Raw genomic sequence first — 18394 nt, forward strand, 5'->3', positions numbered from 1 at the left:
GTCAGTGGTGCAAATTGCGTTTTTTATGCTTGCACCTTAAATGCTAAGCCCTTAGAGTATAAAAAAAGAAGTTAAGGTTATTAAAAATGCAACAACAAGAAAAAAAACAGTTAACAAATGAAGAGCAAGCTTTTACAGATCAACAACGTGTGGTTTGGCAACGTGAATGTTTTCAAAGCGCGCAAAAGCATTTAGCAGAAAAAGGCATTATGCCGAAATCTGTAGTTGATAAAGATAGTCGCTTCTTAGCCCCTTTGTGCGCATTGTGGAAGTTTAAAGCACAAAACGGTAAAGCATATTGGGTAGTTACAGGGCGTTTACCAACAGATCATGCTGAAGTGAGTGTTGCAAATAATGCGCGAGATGCTATGCGTTATTTTTCAATGCAATGGCAATTAAAAGCAGATCAAATAATGAGTGTCGGCACACGCGATAAAACGCAAATTGATTTTGCTAATCTACTGATAAACCGTGCACATGGTTTATATGAGATATATGAAAAAGAGCAGCTTTGGGCTAATGAGCAAAAGTCATCGTAAAGTTAGATAATAAATAAATTTTAAACACCAACTTTCTATCCTTGCGCCCCTGAGTAGTTCATTAAAAGGCAATTAAATTGCCTTTTAATGAACGAGCGTAAATGGTTTTGTTACAAAATTTGATACATCGCATTGCATTCTCAGCCTCGGTATACCTGCTTCCATAAATACATTACCTTGCTTTATAAAACCATTTTGGTTAAAAAGTGGTACCTCGTTTAAAATGCAATTAATACAAATAGTATGTATATTTTGGTGTTCAGCAATTTTAACAATAAAATTTAGAAGCGACTGGTATACATCTCGGTTACGGTGCTCAGGAAGTACAGCTATACGGCTAATAAGACCATCGCTACATAACCTTCCAGTTGCTATACCTCTGTCATATTCGTCGGTCACAAGTACATGTTGAGCAATTTGGTCTAGGCTATCGAATTCTACTTTTTTGGGGATATGTAACTCGTACACAAAAACGCGTTCCCTTATATGCTGTAACAAATTCTTATGTATGTTCCAATCTACTTCGTTAACTTGATAGCCCATAGCAAACTCCTATTAGAGCAATTAACCCTGTTCGATATTAAACAAAACTCCTTCATTAACCAGTATAGTAAATGTTTGCATAAAAACTAGGCTTGGGTTTGTTAAATTTAATGCTGAACTTTTAAACTCAGTGTTATCGGTAAGTAGTTCTACCGCTGCTAAGTCAGTTAATGGCATGGCGTAATTTTCACCATTGACACTTAGTAGTAATTCATCATCTAATAGTTGATAAATAGCACGCGTGCCACCTAAGCGCTCAAACACAGCTTCTTCATCACTTAAATCATCGCTTATTTGCTCTGATGTAAATGGTGGTTCTATCGGCGCTAAATCCATTTCATGTTTAGGTTGGCTAAGTGTTGAGCCCAACCATTGTTTAAATAACTTATCGTTTTCTAGCAGTGAAGCCATGAGCGTTTTAACTTTATCAACCTCAAGGTTTGTAAGTTCACCTTTTGACTTCCTCAGTGCTAGATTGTGATCGGTATAGCGTTTTTGGCCGCTTTCGGTATCAATAATATGATCGGCAAAACTTGAAAGTAAATCTTGTTGATTAGGCGCTCTAAAACCAACTGAATAATTTAAGGCATTTTCTACTGCGTAACCTTCGTGAGGGCAGCCTGGTGGAATATATAAAATGTCGCCAGGCTCTAAAATGCAGTCAATGACCGCTTCAAAAGCTTCTACTTGCAGTAGCTTTTTGTTTTGAGCGAACTGCTTAAGTGTAGGATCGGGTAAACCTACGCGCCAATGGCGCTTACCTTCACCTTGAATAATAAAGACATCGTACTGATCTAAATGCGGACCAACGCCACCGCTAGGTGTTGAATAGCTGATCATTAAATCATCGATGCGCCAATTAGGAATAAACCTAAATGGTTCGAGCAGTTGTGCAGCATCTGGATGCCAGTGATCAACCGCTTGTACAAGTAAAGTTGAATGTGTGTCTGTTAGTTGTTCAAAGTCTTCAAATGGACCTTGATGCGTTTGCCAGTCATTTTTATTATTTGTGATAATACGTGATTCTATACTTTCTTCCATAGCTAAACCGGCAAGTTCATTAGCATCAAGCGGGTCTTGAAAATGACTAAACCCTTGTTTGATTAAAAGTGGTTTTTTTTGCCAAAAATCATTCAGAAATTCTTGTTCAGATAAGTTGTTAATTACTAATTGATACATACTTTTTACTCAAAAAAAAGTGGTACGTTTAAATAAGAGAAAGTTAAATTTAACTTAGTCACGCTATATTCGCACTAATATATCAAATAAAACAAAGCTATTCAGCTTAAAACCAGAGTTACCATAGTTCAATCATTTAATCACAAAAATTATCCAACGGTATTATGCTTTTGATTAAATATTACTGGAGAGAATTTAAAATCTAGATCTAGATCAATAAATGTTCACAAAAGTTAAGTATTTGTTATTTATATTTGTCACTCACTTTATTTATATTTACCCTGCACACCCCAAGTAATTTAATCCACACATTAATTATATCAAGGCAAATTATGGAATGCTTAAAACGGACAAAGGATATTACACCAATTACAACCCCTTCTTTTGAAATTATAGTTAATCAAAAAGCGGTTGAAGTGAGTGGAGGTGAAACTATTTTATCAGTGCTGCTAGCAACAGAACACACCGAATTAATGGCCAATGATCATCGAGTTATATCTGGTGCTTATTGTGGTATGGGAGTATGTCATTGCTGTCATGTTAAAGTTAATCAACGCTTTAAGAAAAGAGCATGTCAGACAATAGTACAGCCTAATATGGTAGTTGAAACATTAACAAATCGATTTTTAGAGGAGGGGATAAAATGAGTAATTTATCATACCCAGTTGTTATTGTTGGCGGCGGTCCTGCAGGTACCGCTGCGGCTGCTCAATTAGGAAAATTTGGCATTAAAAGTGAGATAATCGAAGAGGCTTCAAAAATAGGAGGGGTTATCTATCGTGGTCCTTTACGTAATACACTTTCTTTACCCCATCTAGATGATAATTTAAAAAGAGCTATGTCGGCTTTACAAACGCGTTATGAAAGTCAGCATGCTAATATTAAATTAAAATTAGACACGCGAGTATTAGGGCCTGAAGCTAACAGTAAGTTATTGTTAAATAAGGATGATGCACTCGATATTATTGCTTATCAAGAGCTGATATTAGCAACGGGTTGCCATGAAAGAAGTATCCCTTTTGGAGGTTGGGAGTTGCCAGGCGTGATGTTGATGGGAGGCGTACAATTACAAATTAAAAGTGGTTTAGTAAAACCTGGTAGTCGTATGGCACTTGTTGGTACTGGACCTTTACTACCGCTTGTTGCTTGTCAGTTACATAAATCAGGTGTTGAGGTGGTTGGTGTTTATGAGGCCAGTCAATTTAGTAAACTGGCTAAAGAAGCCGTTGCTCTATTAAACAAACCAAAGCTGACGCTATCAGGTTTGGGTATGATGGGTTATTTGAAAAAACAAAATATACCATTTCATTATGGGTGGGGTGTGGTTAAGGCGAAAGGGAAGCAAAAATTAAATCAACTTATTGTTGCTCCTTATAATGAACAATGGCAAGCAGATACCCACAAATCTAAAACTATTGATGTTGATTCTATTGGCGTTGGCTATGGTTTTGTAGCGCGTAGCCAGTTAGCTATGTTACTGGGTGTTGAGCATAGCTACAGTAATGTTAGTGGCAATGTTCCCGAGCTAGATAAGTGGCAGCACAGTAGCATTAATAACGTGTATGTCGCAGGGGATAGCAGTGGTTTACTTGGCGCTGATGCGGCTATTTGTGAAGGTCAAATTGCTGCGATCCGGATTGCACAAAATCGTGGTAAGTTAACAGCTGAACAAGCGACTCAACTAGCAAGTAAAATAATTAAAAAGCTAGATCGCATCAAACGTTTTCGATATGGATTTGATCGTTTCTCAACAAGGCAAGTTGGCTTGATGGATTTAGCTGAGGTTGACACTATTGTTTGTCGTTGTGAACAAACTACACGTGGACAAATTGATATTGCTATTGCTCAAGGAGTAAAAGATATAACAAGTTTGAAGATGCGGACTCGGATTGGTATGGGAGATTGCCAAGGTAAAACCTGCTCTAGTTATGCAATAGATAGGCTACACCAAGCTGGCTATACAGAAAATGTTGACGTGATAAAACCTCGCTTTCCACTTGATCCAATTCCTTTTGCTATGTTGGAAGAACACATATGAAAAAATTTGATATTGTAATTGCCGGTGGCGGCGTTATTGGTGCTGCATGCGCTTATTTTTTAAGCCGAGATACAGATTTAAAAATTGCTCTGATTGATATTAAGAAACCCGGCAATGCTTCGCGAGCATCTGCTGGTGGCCTATGGGCAATTGGTGAGTCAGTTGGACTTGGATGCGGCGTTATATTCTTTAAAACGTTATCTAAGTTGCAAAGTGAAGCTAATGGTAAAGAAATTCCTGTCATGCGACCTCATCAGTTACCTGATTGTTTTTTTGAGTTTGCATTAACATCAAATGATATGTATCCCGCTCTGCATCAAGAAATGTTAGATCGTCATGGCGTTGATTTTAAATTTGAACGCACAGGCTTGAAATTTATCATGTATAACGAAGATGACAGAATTTATGCTGATCAGATCACCAGCGGTATTCCTCATCTGGCAGATCAAATTAGGTGGTTAGATGCTGAACAGTTAAAAGAAGAAGAGCCTTATATAACACCTGATGCTATTGGTGCCATCGATTTTATTTGTGATCATCAAGTAAATCCTTACCGCTTGGTTGATGCATATACGGAAAGCGCACGTCAAAACGGTGTTGAGCTAGTACTCAATACAGAAGTAACATCTGTGATTCGAGAAGGAAGTCGAGTTATGGGAGTTGAAACAACATTGGGTAGTTTTCAATGTGATACTTTGATCAATGCAGCTGGTGCTTGGGCTGATGAATTATTTCATAAAGCCACTGGATACAATATGCCTGTTTATCCTGTTAAAGGACAAATTGTGTTGTCTGAACGTATGCCTAAGATTCTTAATGGCTGTATCAGTACCAGTGATTGTTATATTGCGCAAAAAGACAATGGCGAGATATTGATCGGTTCAACGACCGAAGAGAAGGGGTTTGATACGACGAATACACTAGATAAGATAACGGAGCTTTCACAAGGAGCAATGAAATGTTTACCTATCTTAAAAGAAAGTAATATTAAACGTTGTTGGGCAGGGTTACGCCCTGGTACGCCAGATGAGCTACCCATTTTAGGTGAAGTGCCTGGAATTGAAGGGTATTTAAATGCATGTGGACATTTTAGAACGGGTATTTTAACTTCGGCTATTACTGGAAAATTAATAACTGAGCTAGTGAAAGGTCAGCCAACTAGCTTGGATTTGACTCCATTTAGTGTTGTGCGTTTTTTAGAGGGCTAAACGATAGGATCAAAAAAGCGAAAGAAAACCTTTCGCTTTTTTATACTGATTAGCTATTAAACTAAATCATCAATAAACTCAACAGCACGACCAATATAGTTAGCCGGTGTTAATTTTTTCATTGCTATTTTTGCATCTTCAGGAAGGTCTAAACCATCGATGAAGTCAGCCATTATTTCTTTGTTAACTCGTTTACCGCGCGTTAAATCTTTAAGTTTTTCGTACGGCTTTTCAATGCCGTATTTACGCATAACTGTTTGAATTGGCTCTGCGAGTAATTCCCAGTTTTGATCAAGCTCGTCAGCTAAACGTTGCTCATTTACTTCAAGTTTACTTACACCTTTAAGTGTTGATTGGTATGCAATAAGTGCATAGCCCATACCTACACCTAAATTACGTAATACCGTTGAATCGGTAAGGTCACGCTGCCAGCGAGAAACGGGTAATTTTTGTGCAAGGTGTGCAAAAATAGCGTTTGCTAATCCTAAGTTACCTTCTGAGTTTTCAAAATCAATCGGATTAACTTTATGCGGCATTGTTGATGAGCCAATTTCGCCAGCAATTGTTTTTTGCTTAAAGTGATTAAGGGCAATGTAACCCCACATATCACGGTCAAAATCGAGCAATATAGTGTTAAAACGAGCGATTGCATCAAACAACTCTGCAATATAATCGTGCGGTTCAATTTGTGTCGTAAATGGGTTTAGTGTTAAACCTAAACTTGATACAAATTTATCAGCGTGTGTATGCCAGTCGTAGTCTGGGTATGCGCTAAGGTGAGCGTTGTAGTTACCTACAGCGCCATTAACTTTACCTAGCATTTCCACTTGTGCAATTTGGTCACGTTGGCGTTTTAAACGCATGTATACGTTTGCAAACTCTTTACCCATAGTTGACGGTGTAGCCGGTTGTCCATGCGTTCGCGTCATCATTGGGATAGATTTGTACTCAATCGCTTTTTCTTTAATTGCGCTTAAAAGTTCATCGCAATAAGGAAGTAAAACATTGTTGCGCGCTTCGCTAAGCATTAAACCATGAGATAGGTTATTAATATCTTCTGAGGTACAAGCAAAGTGAATAAATTCGTTGATTGCATGAAGTTCACTGTTATCGGCTACTTTTTCTTTTAGTAGGTATTCAACCGCTTTAACATCGTGATTTGTAGTACGTTCAATGTCTTTAACGCGCTGTGCATCAGCTTCACTGAAGTTATCTACAATGGCGTTTAGTAGTGCATTAGCTTGTTCGCTAAATGCAGGTACTTCTTTAATATCGCTTGCCGCAGCTAACGCTTGCAACCAACGCACTTCAACGGTTACGCGGTATTTGATTAAGCCAAATTCGCTGAAAATACTGCGCAGTTCAGTGGTTTTGCTGCCGTAGCGACCATCCACTGGAGAGATAGCCGTTAACGCTGAAAGCTCCATAATAACTCCTAAATTTTAGTTTGAACGATAGTTAAATTTTTGTTTTAGCAATAGCGAGTATTTTTCTTTTTGCAAAGAAAAAGTGACGGCGTTTACCGCCCATTTGTCGCCATAATACTGCACTTCTAATGCCGGCTAATAATAATGCACGGATTTTATTTTGAGTGAGTTGCTGTTTTAATAACTCGGGTTTACCATAAACCTGTATTCGGTGCCCAAGGGGGCTCAGCACCGACGAGTATATATCTGCTAAACCGGCAACAACGCTCTCGTCGGTAATAGCAAAGTGGTCTAAACGACGATGAATATCATCAATGCGTTTACCTAATTCGTTTAAGCTTTTGTCGTTTGCACTCAGTGCTCGCTCAAGCTGCATTAAACCACCCACGTATTTGACTATTTCAACATCTTTTTGAGCACCCGCTGTTAGCTGTGCCATTAATGTTTTATAGCCATCACGTAAGTTGTCAGTACCTTGATAAACATCTTCTGGCGATGCAGGTGATGTTTGAATAATACTGGCTAGTAATATTTCTAAATCGTGTTCGTTATTGCTGCCGTACTGGGCAATTTTTTGAACTTGTTTAGCTACTTGGCACATGGCGGCAAGGGCCATGACTTGGTGTTCATTCATTACTTAATCACCGAATCAATAATACCACCACCTAAACACACATCTTCTGCATAAAATACGGCAGATTGACCTGGAGTCACTGCTTTTTGTGGCTCGTCGAATAATACGCGTGCCATGCCGTCTTCGCCGACAAGTAGTGTACAGCTTAAATCTTCTTGGCGGTAACGTGTTTTAACAGTACAACGAGTAGTACCTTTAGGACCAACGCGGTCGACCCAATGTAATTGGTTTGCGTTAAGGCCGTTGCTGTACAGGCGAGGGTGATCTTTACCTTGGCCCACAATAAGTACATTTCGCTCAAGATCTTTATCAACTACATACCAAGGTTCACCAGAGCCTTCTTTCATACCACCAATTAACAAGCCTTTGCGTTGTCCAAGTGTGTGGTACATTAAGCCTTCGTGCTCGCCTACGTTGTTACCGTCAGTGTCTTCGATAACGCCAGGTTGTGCTGGTAAGAACTTTTGTAAAAAGTCTTTAAATTTACGCTCACCAATAAAGCAGATACCTGTACTGTCTTTTTTATCGTGAGTGATTAGGTCTTGTTCTTCTGCTATGCGGCGTACTTCTGGTTTTTCGATATCGCCTACTGGGAATAACGTTTGGCCAATATGTTCATGGCTTAGGGTATATAAGAAGTAGCTTTGATCTTTATTGTTATCAAGTCCGCGACACATGACGTATTTGTCATCGCGAAGCTCACGGCGAACATAGTGACCGGTTGCAATATAGTCAGCGCCAAGAGCTTGAGCCGCAAATTCTAAAAAGGCTTTAAATTTAATTTCTTTATTACACATTATATCAGGGTTAGGTGTACGACCGGCTTTGTACTCTGCTAAAAAGTACTCAAATACGTTGTCCCAGTATTCTGCTGCAAAGTTAACAGTGTGAAGCTCAATGCCTAATTTATCGCATACGGCTTGTGCATCTTTTAAATCATCAGCGGCAGCACAGTATTCATCATTGTCGTCTTCTTCCCAGTTCTTCATAAACAGGCCTTCTACTTGGTAGCCCTGTTGTTGTAATAAATATGCAGATACAGAAGAATCAACACCGCCGGACATGCCAACAATGACTTTAATGTGACTATTTTCGCTCATGAATAATTTCGCTTATACAGATTGCTGTTAACTTGGAAAGGCCGCGATTATAGCATGTATTTTGTTTGTCCTTAAAGAGAGTAAAGGGGCAAAGGAAGGAATTAGTCACTATTTTATTTATATAACAAATAGAAAAAGAAACTTAGAAAGTATAAAAAACAATCCTTTTGTTTTAATTAGGTTTTTATATTGCTAACTATGTTATGAGTATGAGTGAATTTTGTTATATTTTTTCAGTGATTTAGTATTATTTTCTTTCAAATATTCGGCAGTAAATATAAACTGCGCCAGCACGAGGGCGTGTTGACCTTTCGTGATTGATTTTGCAGCAGACTGTTTGGTATTTGGGCAAGGCAGAGCCTATGGTGTGTGGTTATCCCCCATAAATAGGCGATAACGCAGCATAAATGCCAAACATGCGCTGCCCTTTGGGTTCTTTCTAGGGACGATTAACTCTTTGTTGCTCGGTTTTTACTTAGCCCACTAGGTTACAAACCTCGCGCAGCGATTAAATCGTCCCTAGATTGAACAAGTTTCAATCTACAAAGGTCAACACGCCCTAGGATATAACCTTGTTATATCGATTTAGGGTGCTGGGCAATATAATCAATGGAATGAATATATGAACTACGTTGAACAAATAAATAAAATTAAATCGTTAGTTGAATATTACACTTGCCAATCTAATCAGCCTATTAGTGAGTTACTAAATAACCCCTCAAGTGAATTTAAGCAATCGGCTTATCGTCTTTTTTACGAACTTATTAAGTTTAAAAGTCCTTCTTTTTATCAAGAACCAAACCCTATAAATGAGGTGTTTAGCTTAATCAAACGCTCAATTTCTTGCACTGAACACTCAAAAAAATCAGTACTTGAATGTGTAGAGCGTTGGTGGCTTGAATGGTACTTCACGCTAGAAATGGACACCAAACTTACATCAAACATAACTGATATCCCTGCGTGTTTTGTATCATCAAGTACACAGCATCCGATGCGCAAACATGAGCTAAGCCATTACGCTAAGTTATTTACGGTGCTGCCAATGCCAATTTGTAATGTGTGTGCCCGAACTGGTGATCTATTAAAAGTAAATCAGCGCTTTGTTGATATCTTTGGTTACACATTAGATGAAGTGCCTAATTTAGCTGTTTGGTGGGAAAAAGCCTTTCCAGATCCCGAGTATAGAAAATCAGCCAAAGCATTATGGAAAAATTCTTTGCAGTTTGCGAAGGAAAATAACAATGATATTCCTGCAAATGACTATCGTGTTCGTTGCAGTAATGGTAGCGAGTTAGTAATGGAAGTGTCGGGTATTGATAATGGTGATGAATTTATTGCGGTATTTTACGATGCCACTGAACGTTTAAAAGCACAAGATATATTACGTGATATGGCTTTTCTTGATTCGTTGACAAAGATAGCAAATAGGCGCCGTTTTGATGAGCAGTTTGCGTATGAGTTTGAGCGATTAAAAAGCAGTGCCGATAAACTATCTATGATCTTTATTGATGTTGATCATTTTAAACAATTTAATGACCGATACGGGCATGTAACTGGCGATATTTGTTTGCGTGATGTCGCGCAAAAAATTGCAGCGACGGTGAGTCGCTCTGAAGACTTTGTAGCGCGGTATGGTGGTGAAGAATTTGTTGTGTTATTGCCGCAAACGGATACGAAGGGTGCACTTTTCATTGCTGAGCAGATTCAAAAAGCAATAGAAGAGCTAGCAATACCACACCAAGATAGTTTTACAGGACTTTTGTCAATCAGCATGGGAGTTAACACAGCGGATACGAACGATGACAAACTTGTCTTTTTAAAAGCAACCGACAGTGCTCTTTATTATGCAAAAAGACAGGGACGAAATTGTATTGCACTTAGCTCTGAAAATTTGTAAATATGCTTCTTTAACTTTAGGGCGTGTTGATCTTTGTGGATTGAAAATTGTTCAACCTAGGGGCGATTTAATCGCGGCGCGAGGTTGTATCCTAGTGGGCTCGGTAACTGCTCTTGCGTTACTCTAATGGCTTACATCCCTGTAAGAATAAGTCAAAGCCGAGCAACAAAGAGTAAGTTGCCCCTAGGCAGAACCCTTCGGGCAGCGCATGTCTGGCATTTATGCTGCGTTATCGCCTATTTATGTGGAATAACCATACACCATAGGCGCTGCCTTGTCTGAAATTCAACCTCAAAAAATCAGCACGGCCTAATTAATTATAGATAGTATCTAGGTTAAGAGGCTGTTTGTGTAAGCTATCCTCTATGCATTTTAAAACTAATGGGCTTCTAAGAGGGAGTGTCTTAATTTGTTCTAGGGTATACCAATCAGCAGAGATGATATCCGGGTCGATAGGTTTAGGTATTTTAAGGGTATCGCACATTTCAAATATAAAACAAAATCGTAAATAGTGAGTGCCGTTATCAGCATATAAGTTGTAAATACCTAATAAACCTAGGGGCAACAACGTTAATCCAGTTTCTTCAAGTAATTCTCTGCTCGCGGCTTGTGCAAGAGTTTCGTTTAGCTCTAAATGCCCAGCCGGTTGATTGTAACAAATTTGCTGTGTAAATTTATCGCGCTCTTTTACAAGTAAAAACTCATTTTTCTTTTTTACTATTGCAGCAACTGTTACATGCGGTTTATGCATCAACTACGCCTTTAATTATTTTGTACTCACCTGAGTTAATGTCGTCCAACGTATAATTGCCAATACTGTAGCGAATGAGGCGAAGAGTAGGGTGGCCAATATGCGCAGTCATACGGCGGACTTGCCTGTTTTTACCTTCGTTAATGGTAATGCTTAGCCACGTAGTGGGGATGGCTTTTCGTTCACGTACAGGCGGATTACGCGCCCAAATTATAGGCTCATCTATTATTTTAACGTTAGCGGGGAGTGTTAGCCCGTCTTTAAGCTCTACGCCATTGCATAAATCGTTTATTGATTCACTCGTGGGTTTACCTTCAACTTGTACCCAGTAGGTTTTATTGGTTTTTTTATCTGGTGCGGTTAAGGTGTTTTGTAATTTTCCACAGTTTGTTAAAAGCAATAAACCTTCACTGTCTCTGTCGAGCCGTCCCGCTGCGTATACTTCTTTAATAGGGATAAACTCTGCAAGCGTTTTCCTATCGGCATCATCTGTAAATTGACAAAGCACATCAAATGGTTTGTTAAACAGGACAATTTTTCTGTCTTTAGACGCTATTGGTGGCTTGATTTCTCTTTTACCAGAAGGCGTTTTGTTAAGTGCGCTGCGTGAATAAGTGCGGCCAGTGTTTCTTTTAGGCTTAGCTTCACTTGCTTGGTTATTACCTGATTTAGCTCTCATTATATACACCTAGCTGGTTTTGGTAATCCGGCAATTTTTGTGGCTTGTTTAGCAGGACCTTTGGGAAATAATTTATATAAATAAAGGCTATTCCCTTTATCTTCACCGAGGGCTTTTGCCATCGCTTTTACTAGCATTCTAATTGCGGGGCTAGTGTTATATTCAAGGTAAAAGTCACGCACAAAATTAATCACTTCCCAGTGTTGTTCACTAAGTGTAATGTTTTCTTGGATAGCAATTACAGGTGCAAGCTCCTTTGACCATAAAGTATGGTCGAGTAAGTAGCCTTGTGTGTCGGTTTCAATCTGTTGGTTGTTAAATTCAAGCATGAGTTACCACGTAATTGATTGATTAGTTGATAAAGTGAGTGCTACAAAATCGTTATAACTAATCGCTTTATCGTTATCTGCTAATTTTATTGCACGTACTTGCGCGTCTTGTTCGAGTATTAGCAGTGTATCTGCAAATTGCCTAAACTGTTTTTTTGCAAAGCAGGCATCACCAACCAGCAAAATGCTATCGGTTGGTAAAATTAAATTTTTTAATTGATTTGCACAGTAATAGTTAAGTGGCTTTGAAAAAATATGTAAGGTGCTCATAGGTTCACCACATGTTGCTGTGCTTTAATTAATGTTTGTTGTTGGCTAAAGTTAAGTGCTTTTGCTTCGATGAGTAAATCATGTTTACTTAAACCATAATCAAGTAATGACTTCTCACACACGTAAATGTTTTCAACATCGAAGATTTCGAGTGTTTTTATATTTTTAAAAAAATCTTTTAAGCCAATATTGTTCGGTTGCTGATGCTTTTTTAAAGCCAAAACGGCAGGGCCGCTAAATAGCCAACTTACATTTTGATCAACGGCAGCAAATATCAACGTCATATCAAGTGCATCACGAATATTTAAATCATCAAATGGGCTGCACTGGCTCATTACTAGTACGTTTATCATTTAAATTGCACCCATTTGTCTGCATCAGATGCAAGCATGGCAAATTCAGCTAACCCTGCGACTGCAAATACACCGGTATTTTTAATATCTAATCCGCGTTTTTCAGCGGCGGTAACACACAGCATCAGGTTTATATCTTTATCAGCTATTTGCTGCCAAAGCTCTGTTATTTGAAGTTCGTCTGAGGATAAATCAAAATTATTTGAAGCGTGATAAATGCCTTGCTGATATAAAAATATCGCATCTATAGTATGGCCTTGCGCTAAACATGAATTCGCAAATTTAACTATGCGTTGCGTGGTATCGTGATCGGATGGTGGTGTATGTAATGAAAGAACAAAGCGTGCCAAAACAATTCCAATAAAAAAGCCCCAATAGAGGGGCTATTTTAACAGAACTATTTAATTAGTCATCACTTGCGCCAAGTAGAGCAAGCAAAGACGTAAATAAGTTATATACGCTTAGGTATAAAGACACTGTTGCGCGGATATAGTTAGTTTCGCCGCCGTTGATGATTCGGCTCGTATCGAATAAAATCAAACCAGACATAATCAATACAACTGCCGCATTAAGCACCATAAACATCAATGAGCTGCCAACAAAAATATTAACAATGCTTGCTACAATCACAACGATTAAGCCAACAGTTAAAAAGCCACCCATAAATGAGAAATCTTTTTTAGTGTTAAGTGCATAAGCAGATAAGCCAAAAAAGATAAGCGCCGTAGAGCCCAGTGCTTGCATAATAAGCATTGGACCATTAGGCATTGCAGCATAATGGTTAAGCAATGGACCTAAGCCTGCGCCCATTAGACCGGTGAAAGCAAACACCCAAAATACACCAGATGCGGTATCTGCTTTTTTATTGACAACAAATAATAAGCCAAATGAAACAAGTGTAAACACAATCCCCATAAAGTAAGGTAATTGTAGTGCCATTGAAATACCAGCAGTTACTGCACTGAATGCAAGTGTCATTGCTAATAAAAAGTAGGTGTTTTTAAGTACCTTGTTTGTTTCAATGGTAGACATTACCGGTTTCGCGGTATTGTACGATTGATTAAACGCCATTGTAGAGCTCCTTTAAGTGAAACGTGTGTGTTTCGATAATTTAACTGAAATTAGATTACCAACTCTTATATGTTTGGGCAAACCTTTGTAGATCAATAGAGTCAAATATTTTAATAAAAGTTCATTAGCGATTAAATTAAAAACACTTTGCTCTAAGTTTGGACAAATCAATTGTTTTTTAATCACTTAAACAATTAATTTAAAAAAAAGCTTCACAAAAGGGATGGGTTTCCCTATTATGCAGGCCGTGCGGAGAGATGGCAGAGTGGTCGAATGCACCGGTCTTGAAAACCGGCATGGGTTTATAGCCCATCTAGGGTTCAAATCCCTATCTCTCCACCACTTATTTAATAAATGTGTGGTAATTAAAGTATCATTCATTTAAATAGTTATTAGTACACTCTTACTTTTAACTTAGCAGTATCGGAGAGATGGCAGAGTGGTCGAATGCACCGGTCTTGAAAACCGGCATGGGTTTATAGCCCATCTAGGGTTCAAATCCCTATCTCTCCACCATATAACAAAAAAGCCCGCTAATTTAGCGGGCTTTTTTGTGTCTATAGAAAACTAAAATGCATTATACCAACCTGTATAAATCTTTGATCAATTTAATGAATTAAATTGCACTACAACGTCGTTAAAAATTTTTCATTTAGAACAACTAGATACAAAAACCTTTGCTTAGTTCTAGCGTAATTTTCTTAACGTTAAATAGACCCCATATATAAGCAGATTGGTATTATTGTTAAATAGACTTCATATATAAGCTGATTAGTATTACTTATCATTTTATATTTACTGAGAAAATGAAACCAGTAATTAGCGATGAATTTGTGGTATTTTATTAGCAAGCTTTTTTTTAAAGGTATGTAAAATATGACGTTGTGGCTTAAAGATGATTTAGCGTCAAGAAAGTTGGTTGTATACAGGGCAATTTTATTTTCGATAGTAACTCTATTTATTCTATTTGTATTCCAACCTTTTGGTACAACCAACGATACTGAACCTTATAAATTACTCCGCCTTTCAGGTTACGGCTTAGTCACGTTTTGCGCTTTATTGCTTTCGGGTTTTATTGAGATCTTTTTAATTAGGTTAAATATTAGCAATAAACTTCGGATAATAGTGACCCCTAGCCTTTATATTTTAATTACTGCTTTGTTTAACCACGGATATTTTGTTGTTGCTATGTTAGGGGCTTGGCATTGGCAAAACCAAATACTCTTCATTGTATATACATTAGCAGTTGGGTTATTCCCGATTAGTTTCATATTTGTTGTCAATCGTCATGCAAAGCATATGGTCTTAACAACTGAAATAATACCGGTTGTTAAGACTGAACAGCGTTCTTGTGAAGAGATAGAAAAAAATAACGTCCCCCCACATCGCCTAATAACACTCATTGGTGATAATAAAGGTGACAAGCTAACAATTGCGCTATCGGATATATTGTTTATTAAGTCAGCCGATAATTACTGTGAGCTCGCAACGATAGAAAACGATGTTGTTTCTCATAAATTGCTGCGTATAACGTTAACTGGTTTATTAAAACAATTACCCCAAAATACATTTTTATATCGCTGTCATCGGTCTTATGCGGTTAATTTACAATTAGTCGCAGTAAGTAAAGGGAATGCCGGAGGGTTACAGTTGTCGATGAACTCATTTGATTTCACAATTCCAGTTTCGCGAACTTATGTTGATGTCATTAAACAAGCCTTGTTGTTAACCCCTAATGCTTGTTGACGACCCCAAAAACGTGTAGTTAGCACCTAAAAATGAAATTTAGCCCTAATTGATCGATTTCATAATTAGTGATTGCCATGATTAAGTTGAATTTAAAATTGTAACTTAAGAAGGTACGTATGAACCATACAATTAAAGCACTGCTACTAATCACCACATTTATATTTTGTCATTACATGATGAAAGAGTTCTGGGGGGATAACTGGGTAAGTGTCCTATCTGATCTTGATCAACAATCAGCCCTTTTGTTATTTCCCGCTAAATACTTGTTTATTTATGGGCCATTACTAGTTGTGGCAACATTATTATTTAAACATGAGAGTTGGTACAACGTTTTAGGTGTCGACATTGAAGGTTTTCAACGTTATTTACTCGCAGCGGTGGTGTGTTGCACACCTATGGTGATAGGTTACGCTTATTTAAGTAACGCGCTAAACCTTTCAATTACGGGAATAATTACAGGTTCAATATATGCGGGAGTTTTTGAAGAAATAATTTTTAGGGCTGCTTTGTTCGGCGTGTTATTTCGTTTTTGTCGTTGGGGGTTTATTCCCGCCGCATTAATTAGCTCAACGATATTTGGTTTGGGTCATATTTATCAAGGACATGATGCTATTTCAGCTGTGATGGCTGTTGCAATTACAACAATAGCAGGAACTTGGTTTGCGTGGTTATTTTGCGAATGTGGATACCGTATTTGGTTTCCACTATGGATGCATATATTTATGAATGCGGCTTATGGCATATTTAGCATGTCAGGTGGTGCTGCAGGGGATTTAAAAGGCAATTTGTTCAAGGCAACTGCAATAATTTTAAGCATACTCTACGTAAACTTACTTATACGTCGTGGTAAACCACGCCAAATAACACTCTCTACACTATTTAAAAAACGTCCATATTTTTCATCTCAACATTATAAATTAGCAACACAAAACACTTAAAGGAGATAATAATGTTTGAATTATTTTTAATTATAATGATTTTTTTGTCGCCTTTTTTACTTTTAGTGCTAATTAAAAATTACTTTACTTATAAAACAACTGCTAAAGAAAAGTCACTTTTATTACAAGATAAAAATCAGAAAAATACGATTGTGACTATGCAAAAAAAGTTAGACTTTTTAGTTGAAAGAGTCATAGTGCTTGAAGAGTTGGCGATAAATAAAAATATCGATTTATCACAAAAAATAGCTCAGTTGTAACTACTGAGCTATTTGTTATTTCTTTTAAAAACTGGGCTTTTATTACTTTATTAAATTACCTAGCTTATATGTTGTCTATTTTACAATCATAAATTACGACCATAGTCTCTATTTCTAAGCTTTAGATCTTGGTGCATTCTTAATACATTAAATTTTATACGCTGTATTAAGGATTATTAGATGAAACATCAACTTGCAAAAAGCGTCGCGCTTTCATTATTGTCCCCGGTGATTGTTGGCAGTTTATTAGGTTTGTATTATGCACTAGCGTTGCAGGGTGATTTTCTATCTGTGTTCTTTCAACTATTGATGACAGCCATATCAAATGCACATATTGTAGGTTTAACGATGGCGGCTTTTGTTGTACCAGGGTACTTACTAATGTTTAAGTATTCTAAAGTTAATTATTCAGGTGTTCTGACGCTTGGTTTATTGGGTGGAGCTATATTTAGTTATTTGTTGAGTGCATCAACGGGTGAGATATTTTTAATTAATAGTGTAATGTCGGCATTTGCAGCTGGGCTGTTTTTATTTGGACTTCGTAAATCGATAAAAAAATAATCGCAGCATTATTGACCAAGCACGCTGATAAACGGTGCGATTTCCTTTTTTTTACCTCCAAAAGGTTCCAATTTTTCACGACAAAGAGTACCTTTAGCTACTGTCTGTTTAATAAGAAGTAGTTTGGTATGCAAAAGCACGATTTTTACCAGTCATTAGTTAAGCAAACTGAATCACTAATAGCTGGTGAATCTAATGTAATTGCCAATATGGCAAATATAAGCGCGCTATTATTTACCTCTTTAGAAGATGTAAATTGGGCGGGTTTTTACTTTATGGATTCTCCTACTGAATTAGTACTTGGCCCGTTTCAAGGTAATCCTGCATGCATCCGTATTCCAGTAGGAAAAGGGGTATGTGGAACTGCTGCGGCAACCGCAGAAACACAATTAGTTGAAGATGTTCACGCTTTTGACGGGCATATAGCCTGTGATGCAGCGTCTAACTCCGAAGTGGTTGTACCTATCATGAAACATGGTAAAGTATTTGCTGTACTCGATATCGATAGCCCTAGTATTGGTCGATTTGATACTGATGACAAAGCCGGTCTTGAAGCGATAGTTAAATGCTTAGAGGCGAGCCTGTAATGAAAGATTTGCTAAATGTTCAAGACTACCTATTTGCTGTGCAAGATGTTGGCGATTGGGAAGGCGAAGAAGAACATGTAGCGGAAACGCTCAATGATTTGATTCACATTGCTTGGGATCGTCTTCCAGATGACGCAGAATGTGAATTTATTGATGAAACAATTAATGGTATTTGGGAACACCTTCGAGGTGATATGGCTGTTATTGAAGCCGATTTCGAAGAGTTGGTCGACTGGGTAACACACTACGTCGATTCGTCCCTTGATGAAAAGATGTGAAAA

Annotated in this window: 23 protein-coding genes and 2 tRNA genes; 13 read left to right on the plus strand and 12 right to left on the minus strand. The window is 37.8% G+C overall.

All coding sequences use genetic code 11. The features are described from left to right. Positions 1 to 86: 86 nt before the first annotated feature. Entirely contained in the window at positions 87 to 539 is a 453-nt protein-coding gene (locus PALI_RS06070) for a DUF4826 family protein (protein WP_193155250.1), read from the plus strand. An 84-nt stretch (positions 540 to 623) separates the two neighbouring features. Here PALI_RS06070 and PALI_RS06075 read toward each other — a convergent pair whose 3' ends face one another. Both PALI_RS06075 and PALI_RS06080 read right to left on the minus strand, forming a co-directional pair. Then, positions 624 to 1082 carry a GNAT family N-acetyltransferase gene (locus PALI_RS06075; protein WP_193155251.1) on the minus strand — a complete coding sequence of 153 codons (459 nt, stop codon included), beginning with the start codon at positions 1080 to 1082 and terminating at the stop codon, positions 624 to 626. A gap of 21 nt (positions 1083 to 1103) precedes the next feature. Further along, positions 1104 to 2261: a cupin domain-containing protein gene (locus PALI_RS06080; RefSeq protein ID WP_193155252.1), complete on the minus strand. Its 1158-nt coding sequence runs from the start codon at positions 2259 to 2261 to the stop codon at positions 1104 to 1106. Positions 2262 to 2593: 332 nt separating this feature from the next. Here PALI_RS06080 and PALI_RS06085 point away from each other — a divergent pair, with 332 nt between their 5' ends. Genes PALI_RS06085 through PALI_RS06095 form a run of 3 tightly spaced genes read left to right on the plus strand, consistent with a single transcriptional unit; the run spans position 2594 to position 5507 of the window. Further along, the gene (locus PALI_RS06085) at positions 2594 to 2908 is read left to right on the plus strand and encodes a 2Fe-2S iron-sulfur cluster-binding protein (protein ID WP_077537763.1); all 315 of its coding nucleotides are present in this window, start codon (positions 2594 to 2596) and stop codon (positions 2906 to 2908) included. Continuing rightward, the gene (locus PALI_RS06090) at positions 2905 to 4299 is read left to right on the plus strand and encodes an FAD/NAD(P)-dependent oxidoreductase (protein ID WP_193155253.1); all 1395 of its coding nucleotides are present in this window, start codon (positions 2905 to 2907) and stop codon (positions 4297 to 4299) included. Before PALI_RS06085 ends, PALI_RS06090 begins: the two co-directional genes overlap by 4 nt. Next, positions 4296 to 5507 carry an NAD(P)/FAD-dependent oxidoreductase gene (locus tag PALI_RS06095; protein WP_077537765.1) on the plus strand — a complete coding sequence of 404 codons (1212 nt, stop codon included), beginning with the start codon at positions 4296 to 4298 and terminating at the stop codon, positions 5505 to 5507. The genes PALI_RS06090 and PALI_RS06095 overlap by 4 nt, the downstream gene beginning before the upstream one ends. Positions 5508 to 5563: 56 nt before the next feature. Here PALI_RS06095 and purB read toward each other — a convergent pair whose 3' ends face one another. Genes purB through mnmA form a run of 3 tightly spaced genes read right to left on the minus strand, consistent with a single transcriptional unit; the run spans position 5564 to position 8668 of the window. Continuing rightward, the gene (gene purB, locus PALI_RS06100; protein ID WP_193155254.1) at positions 5564 to 6934 is read right to left on the minus strand and encodes an adenylosuccinate lyase; all 1371 of its coding nucleotides are present in this window, start codon (positions 6932 to 6934) and stop codon (positions 5564 to 5566) included. A 31-nt stretch (positions 6935 to 6965) separates the two neighbouring features. Next, on the minus strand, positions 6966 to 7568 hold the full coding sequence (gene hflD, locus PALI_RS06105; RefSeq protein ID WP_193155255.1) for a high frequency lysogenization protein HflD: 603 nt from the start codon (positions 7566 to 7568) through the stop codon (positions 6966 to 6968). Continuing rightward, a complete protein-coding gene (mnmA, locus tag PALI_RS06110) occupies positions 7568 to 8668 on the minus strand; it encodes a tRNA 2-thiouridine(34) synthase MnmA (RefSeq protein ID WP_138585472.1) in 1101 nt (366 codons plus the stop codon). Before mnmA ends, hflD begins: the two co-directional genes overlap by 1 nt. 622 nt (positions 8669 to 9290) lie before the next feature. Between mnmA and PALI_RS06115 the strand changes: the two genes are divergently transcribed. Further along, entirely contained in the window at positions 9291 to 10565 is a 1275-nt protein-coding gene (locus PALI_RS06115; RefSeq protein ID WP_193155256.1) for a sensor domain-containing diguanylate cyclase, read from the plus strand. Positions 10566 to 10878: 313 nt separating this feature from the next. On the opposite strand, the gene PALI_RS06120 is transcribed toward PALI_RS06115, so the two are convergent. From PALI_RS06120 to PALI_RS06150, 7 genes are read right to left on the minus strand one after another with little or no spacing between them, the layout of a single operon-like run. Beyond that, positions 10879 to 11316 (minus strand): NUDIX domain-containing protein, encoded by a 438-nt coding sequence (locus PALI_RS06120; protein ID WP_193155257.1) that lies wholly within the window; start codon positions 11314 to 11316, stop codon positions 10879 to 10881. Beyond that, the gene (locus tag PALI_RS06125) at positions 11309 to 11995 is read right to left on the minus strand and encodes a pseudouridine synthase (protein ID WP_193155258.1); all 687 of its coding nucleotides are present in this window, start codon (positions 11993 to 11995) and stop codon (positions 11309 to 11311) included. The genes PALI_RS06120 and PALI_RS06125 overlap by 8 nt, the downstream gene beginning before the upstream one ends. Beyond that, on the minus strand, positions 11995 to 12324 hold the full coding sequence (locus PALI_RS06130; RefSeq protein ID WP_193155259.1) for a TusE/DsrC/DsvC family sulfur relay protein: 330 nt from the start codon (positions 12322 to 12324) through the stop codon (positions 11995 to 11997). The genes PALI_RS06125 and PALI_RS06130 overlap by 1 nt, the downstream gene beginning before the upstream one ends. 3 nt (positions 12325 to 12327) lie before the next feature. After that, positions 12328 to 12594, minus strand: coding sequence for a DsrH/TusB family sulfur metabolism protein (locus tag PALI_RS06135; RefSeq protein ID WP_193155260.1), 267 nt, complete (start codon positions 12592 to 12594; stop codon positions 12328 to 12330). Continuing rightward, the gene (gene tusC / locus PALI_RS06140) at positions 12591 to 12947 is read right to left on the minus strand and encodes a sulfurtransferase complex subunit TusC (RefSeq protein WP_193155261.1); all 357 of its coding nucleotides are present in this window, start codon (positions 12945 to 12947) and stop codon (positions 12591 to 12593) included. The genes PALI_RS06135 and tusC overlap by 4 nt, the downstream gene beginning before the upstream one ends. Next, positions 12944 to 13297: a sulfurtransferase complex subunit TusD gene (gene tusD / locus PALI_RS06145; protein WP_193155262.1), complete on the minus strand. Its 354-nt coding sequence runs from the start codon at positions 13295 to 13297 to the stop codon at positions 12944 to 12946. Before tusD ends, tusC begins: the two co-directional genes overlap by 4 nt. Before the next feature lie 55 nt (positions 13298 to 13352). Continuing rightward, the gene (locus PALI_RS06150) at positions 13353 to 14018 is read right to left on the minus strand and encodes a Bax inhibitor-1/YccA family protein (RefSeq protein ID WP_007580214.1); all 666 of its coding nucleotides are present in this window, start codon (positions 14016 to 14018) and stop codon (positions 13353 to 13355) included. Positions 14019 to 14269: 251 nt separating this feature from the next. Here PALI_RS06150 and PALI_RS06155 point away from each other — a divergent pair. From PALI_RS06155 to PALI_RS06190, 8 genes are all read left to right on the plus strand, one after another. Continuing rightward, positions 14270 to 14360 (plus strand) — tRNA-Ser (locus PALI_RS06155). A gap of 83 nt (positions 14361 to 14443) precedes the next feature. Next, positions 14444 to 14534: transfer RNA gene (locus tag PALI_RS06160), tRNA-Ser, on the plus strand. 360 nt (positions 14535 to 14894) lie between these two features. After that, positions 14895 to 15764, plus strand: a complete 870-nt coding sequence (locus tag PALI_RS06165) for a LytTR family DNA-binding domain-containing protein (RefSeq protein WP_193155263.1) — start codon at positions 14895 to 14897, stop codon at positions 15762 to 15764. 119 nt (positions 15765 to 15883) lie between these two features. Beyond that, entirely contained in the window at positions 15884 to 16705 is an 822-nt protein-coding gene (locus PALI_RS06170; protein ID WP_193155264.1) for a CPBP family intramembrane glutamic endopeptidase, read from the plus strand. Between the two features lie 11 nt (positions 16706 to 16716). After that, positions 16717 to 16965 carry a hypothetical protein gene (locus tag PALI_RS06175; RefSeq protein WP_193155265.1) on the plus strand — a complete coding sequence of 83 codons (249 nt, stop codon included), beginning with the start codon at positions 16717 to 16719 and terminating at the stop codon, positions 16963 to 16965. Between the two features lie 180 nt (positions 16966 to 17145). Next, positions 17146 to 17526, plus strand: coding sequence for a hypothetical protein (locus tag PALI_RS06180; RefSeq protein WP_077537777.1), 381 nt, complete (start codon positions 17146 to 17148; stop codon positions 17524 to 17526). A gap of 128 nt (positions 17527 to 17654) precedes the next feature. Continuing rightward, on the plus strand, positions 17655 to 18113 hold the full coding sequence (locus PALI_RS06185) for a GAF domain-containing protein (protein ID WP_193155266.1): 459 nt from the start codon (positions 17655 to 17657) through the stop codon (positions 18111 to 18113). Beyond that, the gene (locus PALI_RS06190; RefSeq protein ID WP_193155892.1) at positions 18113 to 18391 is read left to right on the plus strand and encodes a hypothetical protein; all 279 of its coding nucleotides are present in this window, start codon (positions 18113 to 18115) and stop codon (positions 18389 to 18391) included. Before PALI_RS06185 ends, PALI_RS06190 begins: the two co-directional genes overlap by 1 nt. Positions 18392 to 18394 lie beyond the last annotated feature (3 nt).

This window comes from Pseudoalteromonas aliena SW19 (genome assembly GCF_014905615.1).
GTDB classification, from domain to species: domain Bacteria; phylum Pseudomonadota; class Gammaproteobacteria; order Enterobacterales; family Alteromonadaceae; genus Pseudoalteromonas; species Pseudoalteromonas aliena.

Bases quoted from the DNA above. Each gene is read 5' to 3' on its own strand.
- PALI_RS06120 (WP_193155257.1), bottom strand. From the start codon at position 11,316: ATGCATAAACCGCATGTAACAGTTGCTGCAATAGTAAAAAAGAAAAAT.
- PALI_RS06075 (WP_193155251.1), bottom strand. From the start codon at position 1,082: ATGGGCTATCAAGTTAACGAAGTAGATTGGAACATACATAAGAATTTG.
- PALI_RS06090 (WP_193155253.1), top strand. From the start codon at position 2,905: ATGAGTAATTTATCATACCCAGTTGTTATTGTTGGCGGCGGTCCTGCA.
- PALI_RS06085 (WP_077537763.1), top strand. From the start codon at position 2,594: ATGGAATGCTTAAAACGGACAAAGGATATTACACCAATTACAACCCCT.
- tusC (WP_193155261.1), bottom strand. From the start codon at position 12,947: ATGATAAACGTACTAGTAATGAGCCAGTGCAGCCCATTTGATGATTTA.
- PALI_RS06170 (WP_193155264.1), top strand. From the start codon at position 15,884: ATGAACCATACAATTAAAGCACTGCTACTAATCACCACATTTATATTT.
- hflD (WP_193155255.1), bottom strand. From the start codon at position 7,568: ATGAATGAACACCAAGTCATGGCCCTTGCCGCCATGTGCCAAGTAGCT.
- PALI_RS06115 (WP_193155256.1), top strand. From the start codon at position 9,291: ATGAACTACGTTGAACAAATAAATAAAATTAAATCGTTAGTTGAATAT.
- mnmA (WP_138585472.1), bottom strand. From the start codon at position 8,668: ATGAGCGAAAATAGTCACATTAAAGTCATTGTTGGCATGTCCGGCGGT.
- PALI_RS06190 (WP_193155892.1), top strand. From the start codon at position 18,113: ATGAAAGATTTGCTAAATGTTCAAGACTACCTATTTGCTGTGCAAGAT.
- PALI_RS06165 (WP_193155263.1), top strand. From the start codon at position 14,895: ATGACGTTGTGGCTTAAAGATGATTTAGCGTCAAGAAAGTTGGTTGTA.
- PALI_RS06180 (WP_077537777.1), top strand. From the start codon at position 17,146: ATGAAACATCAACTTGCAAAAAGCGTCGCGCTTTCATTATTGTCCCCG.
- PALI_RS06135 (WP_193155260.1), bottom strand. From the start codon at position 12,594: ATGAGCACCTTACATATTTTTTCAAAGCCACTTAACTATTACTGTGCA.
- PALI_RS06185 (WP_193155266.1), top strand. From the start codon at position 17,655: ATGCAAAAGCACGATTTTTACCAGTCATTAGTTAAGCAAACTGAATCA.
- PALI_RS06150 (WP_007580214.1), bottom strand. From the start codon at position 14,018: ATGGCGTTTAATCAATCGTACAATACCGCGAAACCGGTAATGTCTACC.
- PALI_RS06130 (WP_193155259.1), bottom strand. From the start codon at position 12,324: ATGCTTGAATTTAACAACCAACAGATTGAAACCGACACACAAGGCTAC.
- PALI_RS06070 (WP_193155250.1), top strand. From the start codon at position 87: ATGCAACAACAAGAAAAAAAACAGTTAACAAATGAAGAGCAAGCTTTT.
- PALI_RS06095 (WP_077537765.1), top strand. From the start codon at position 4,296: ATGAAAAAATTTGATATTGTAATTGCCGGTGGCGGCGTTATTGGTGCT.
- PALI_RS06125 (WP_193155258.1), bottom strand. From the start codon at position 11,995: ATGAGAGCTAAATCAGGTAATAACCAAGCAAGTGAAGCTAAGCCTAAA.
- PALI_RS06080 (WP_193155252.1), bottom strand. From the start codon at position 2,261: ATGTATCAATTAGTAATTAACAACTTATCTGAACAAGAATTTCTGAAT.
- purB (WP_193155254.1), bottom strand. From the start codon at position 6,934: ATGGAGCTTTCAGCGTTAACGGCTATCTCTCCAGTGGATGGTCGCTAC.
- PALI_RS06175 (WP_193155265.1), top strand. From the start codon at position 16,717: ATGTTTGAATTATTTTTAATTATAATGATTTTTTTGTCGCCTTTTTTA.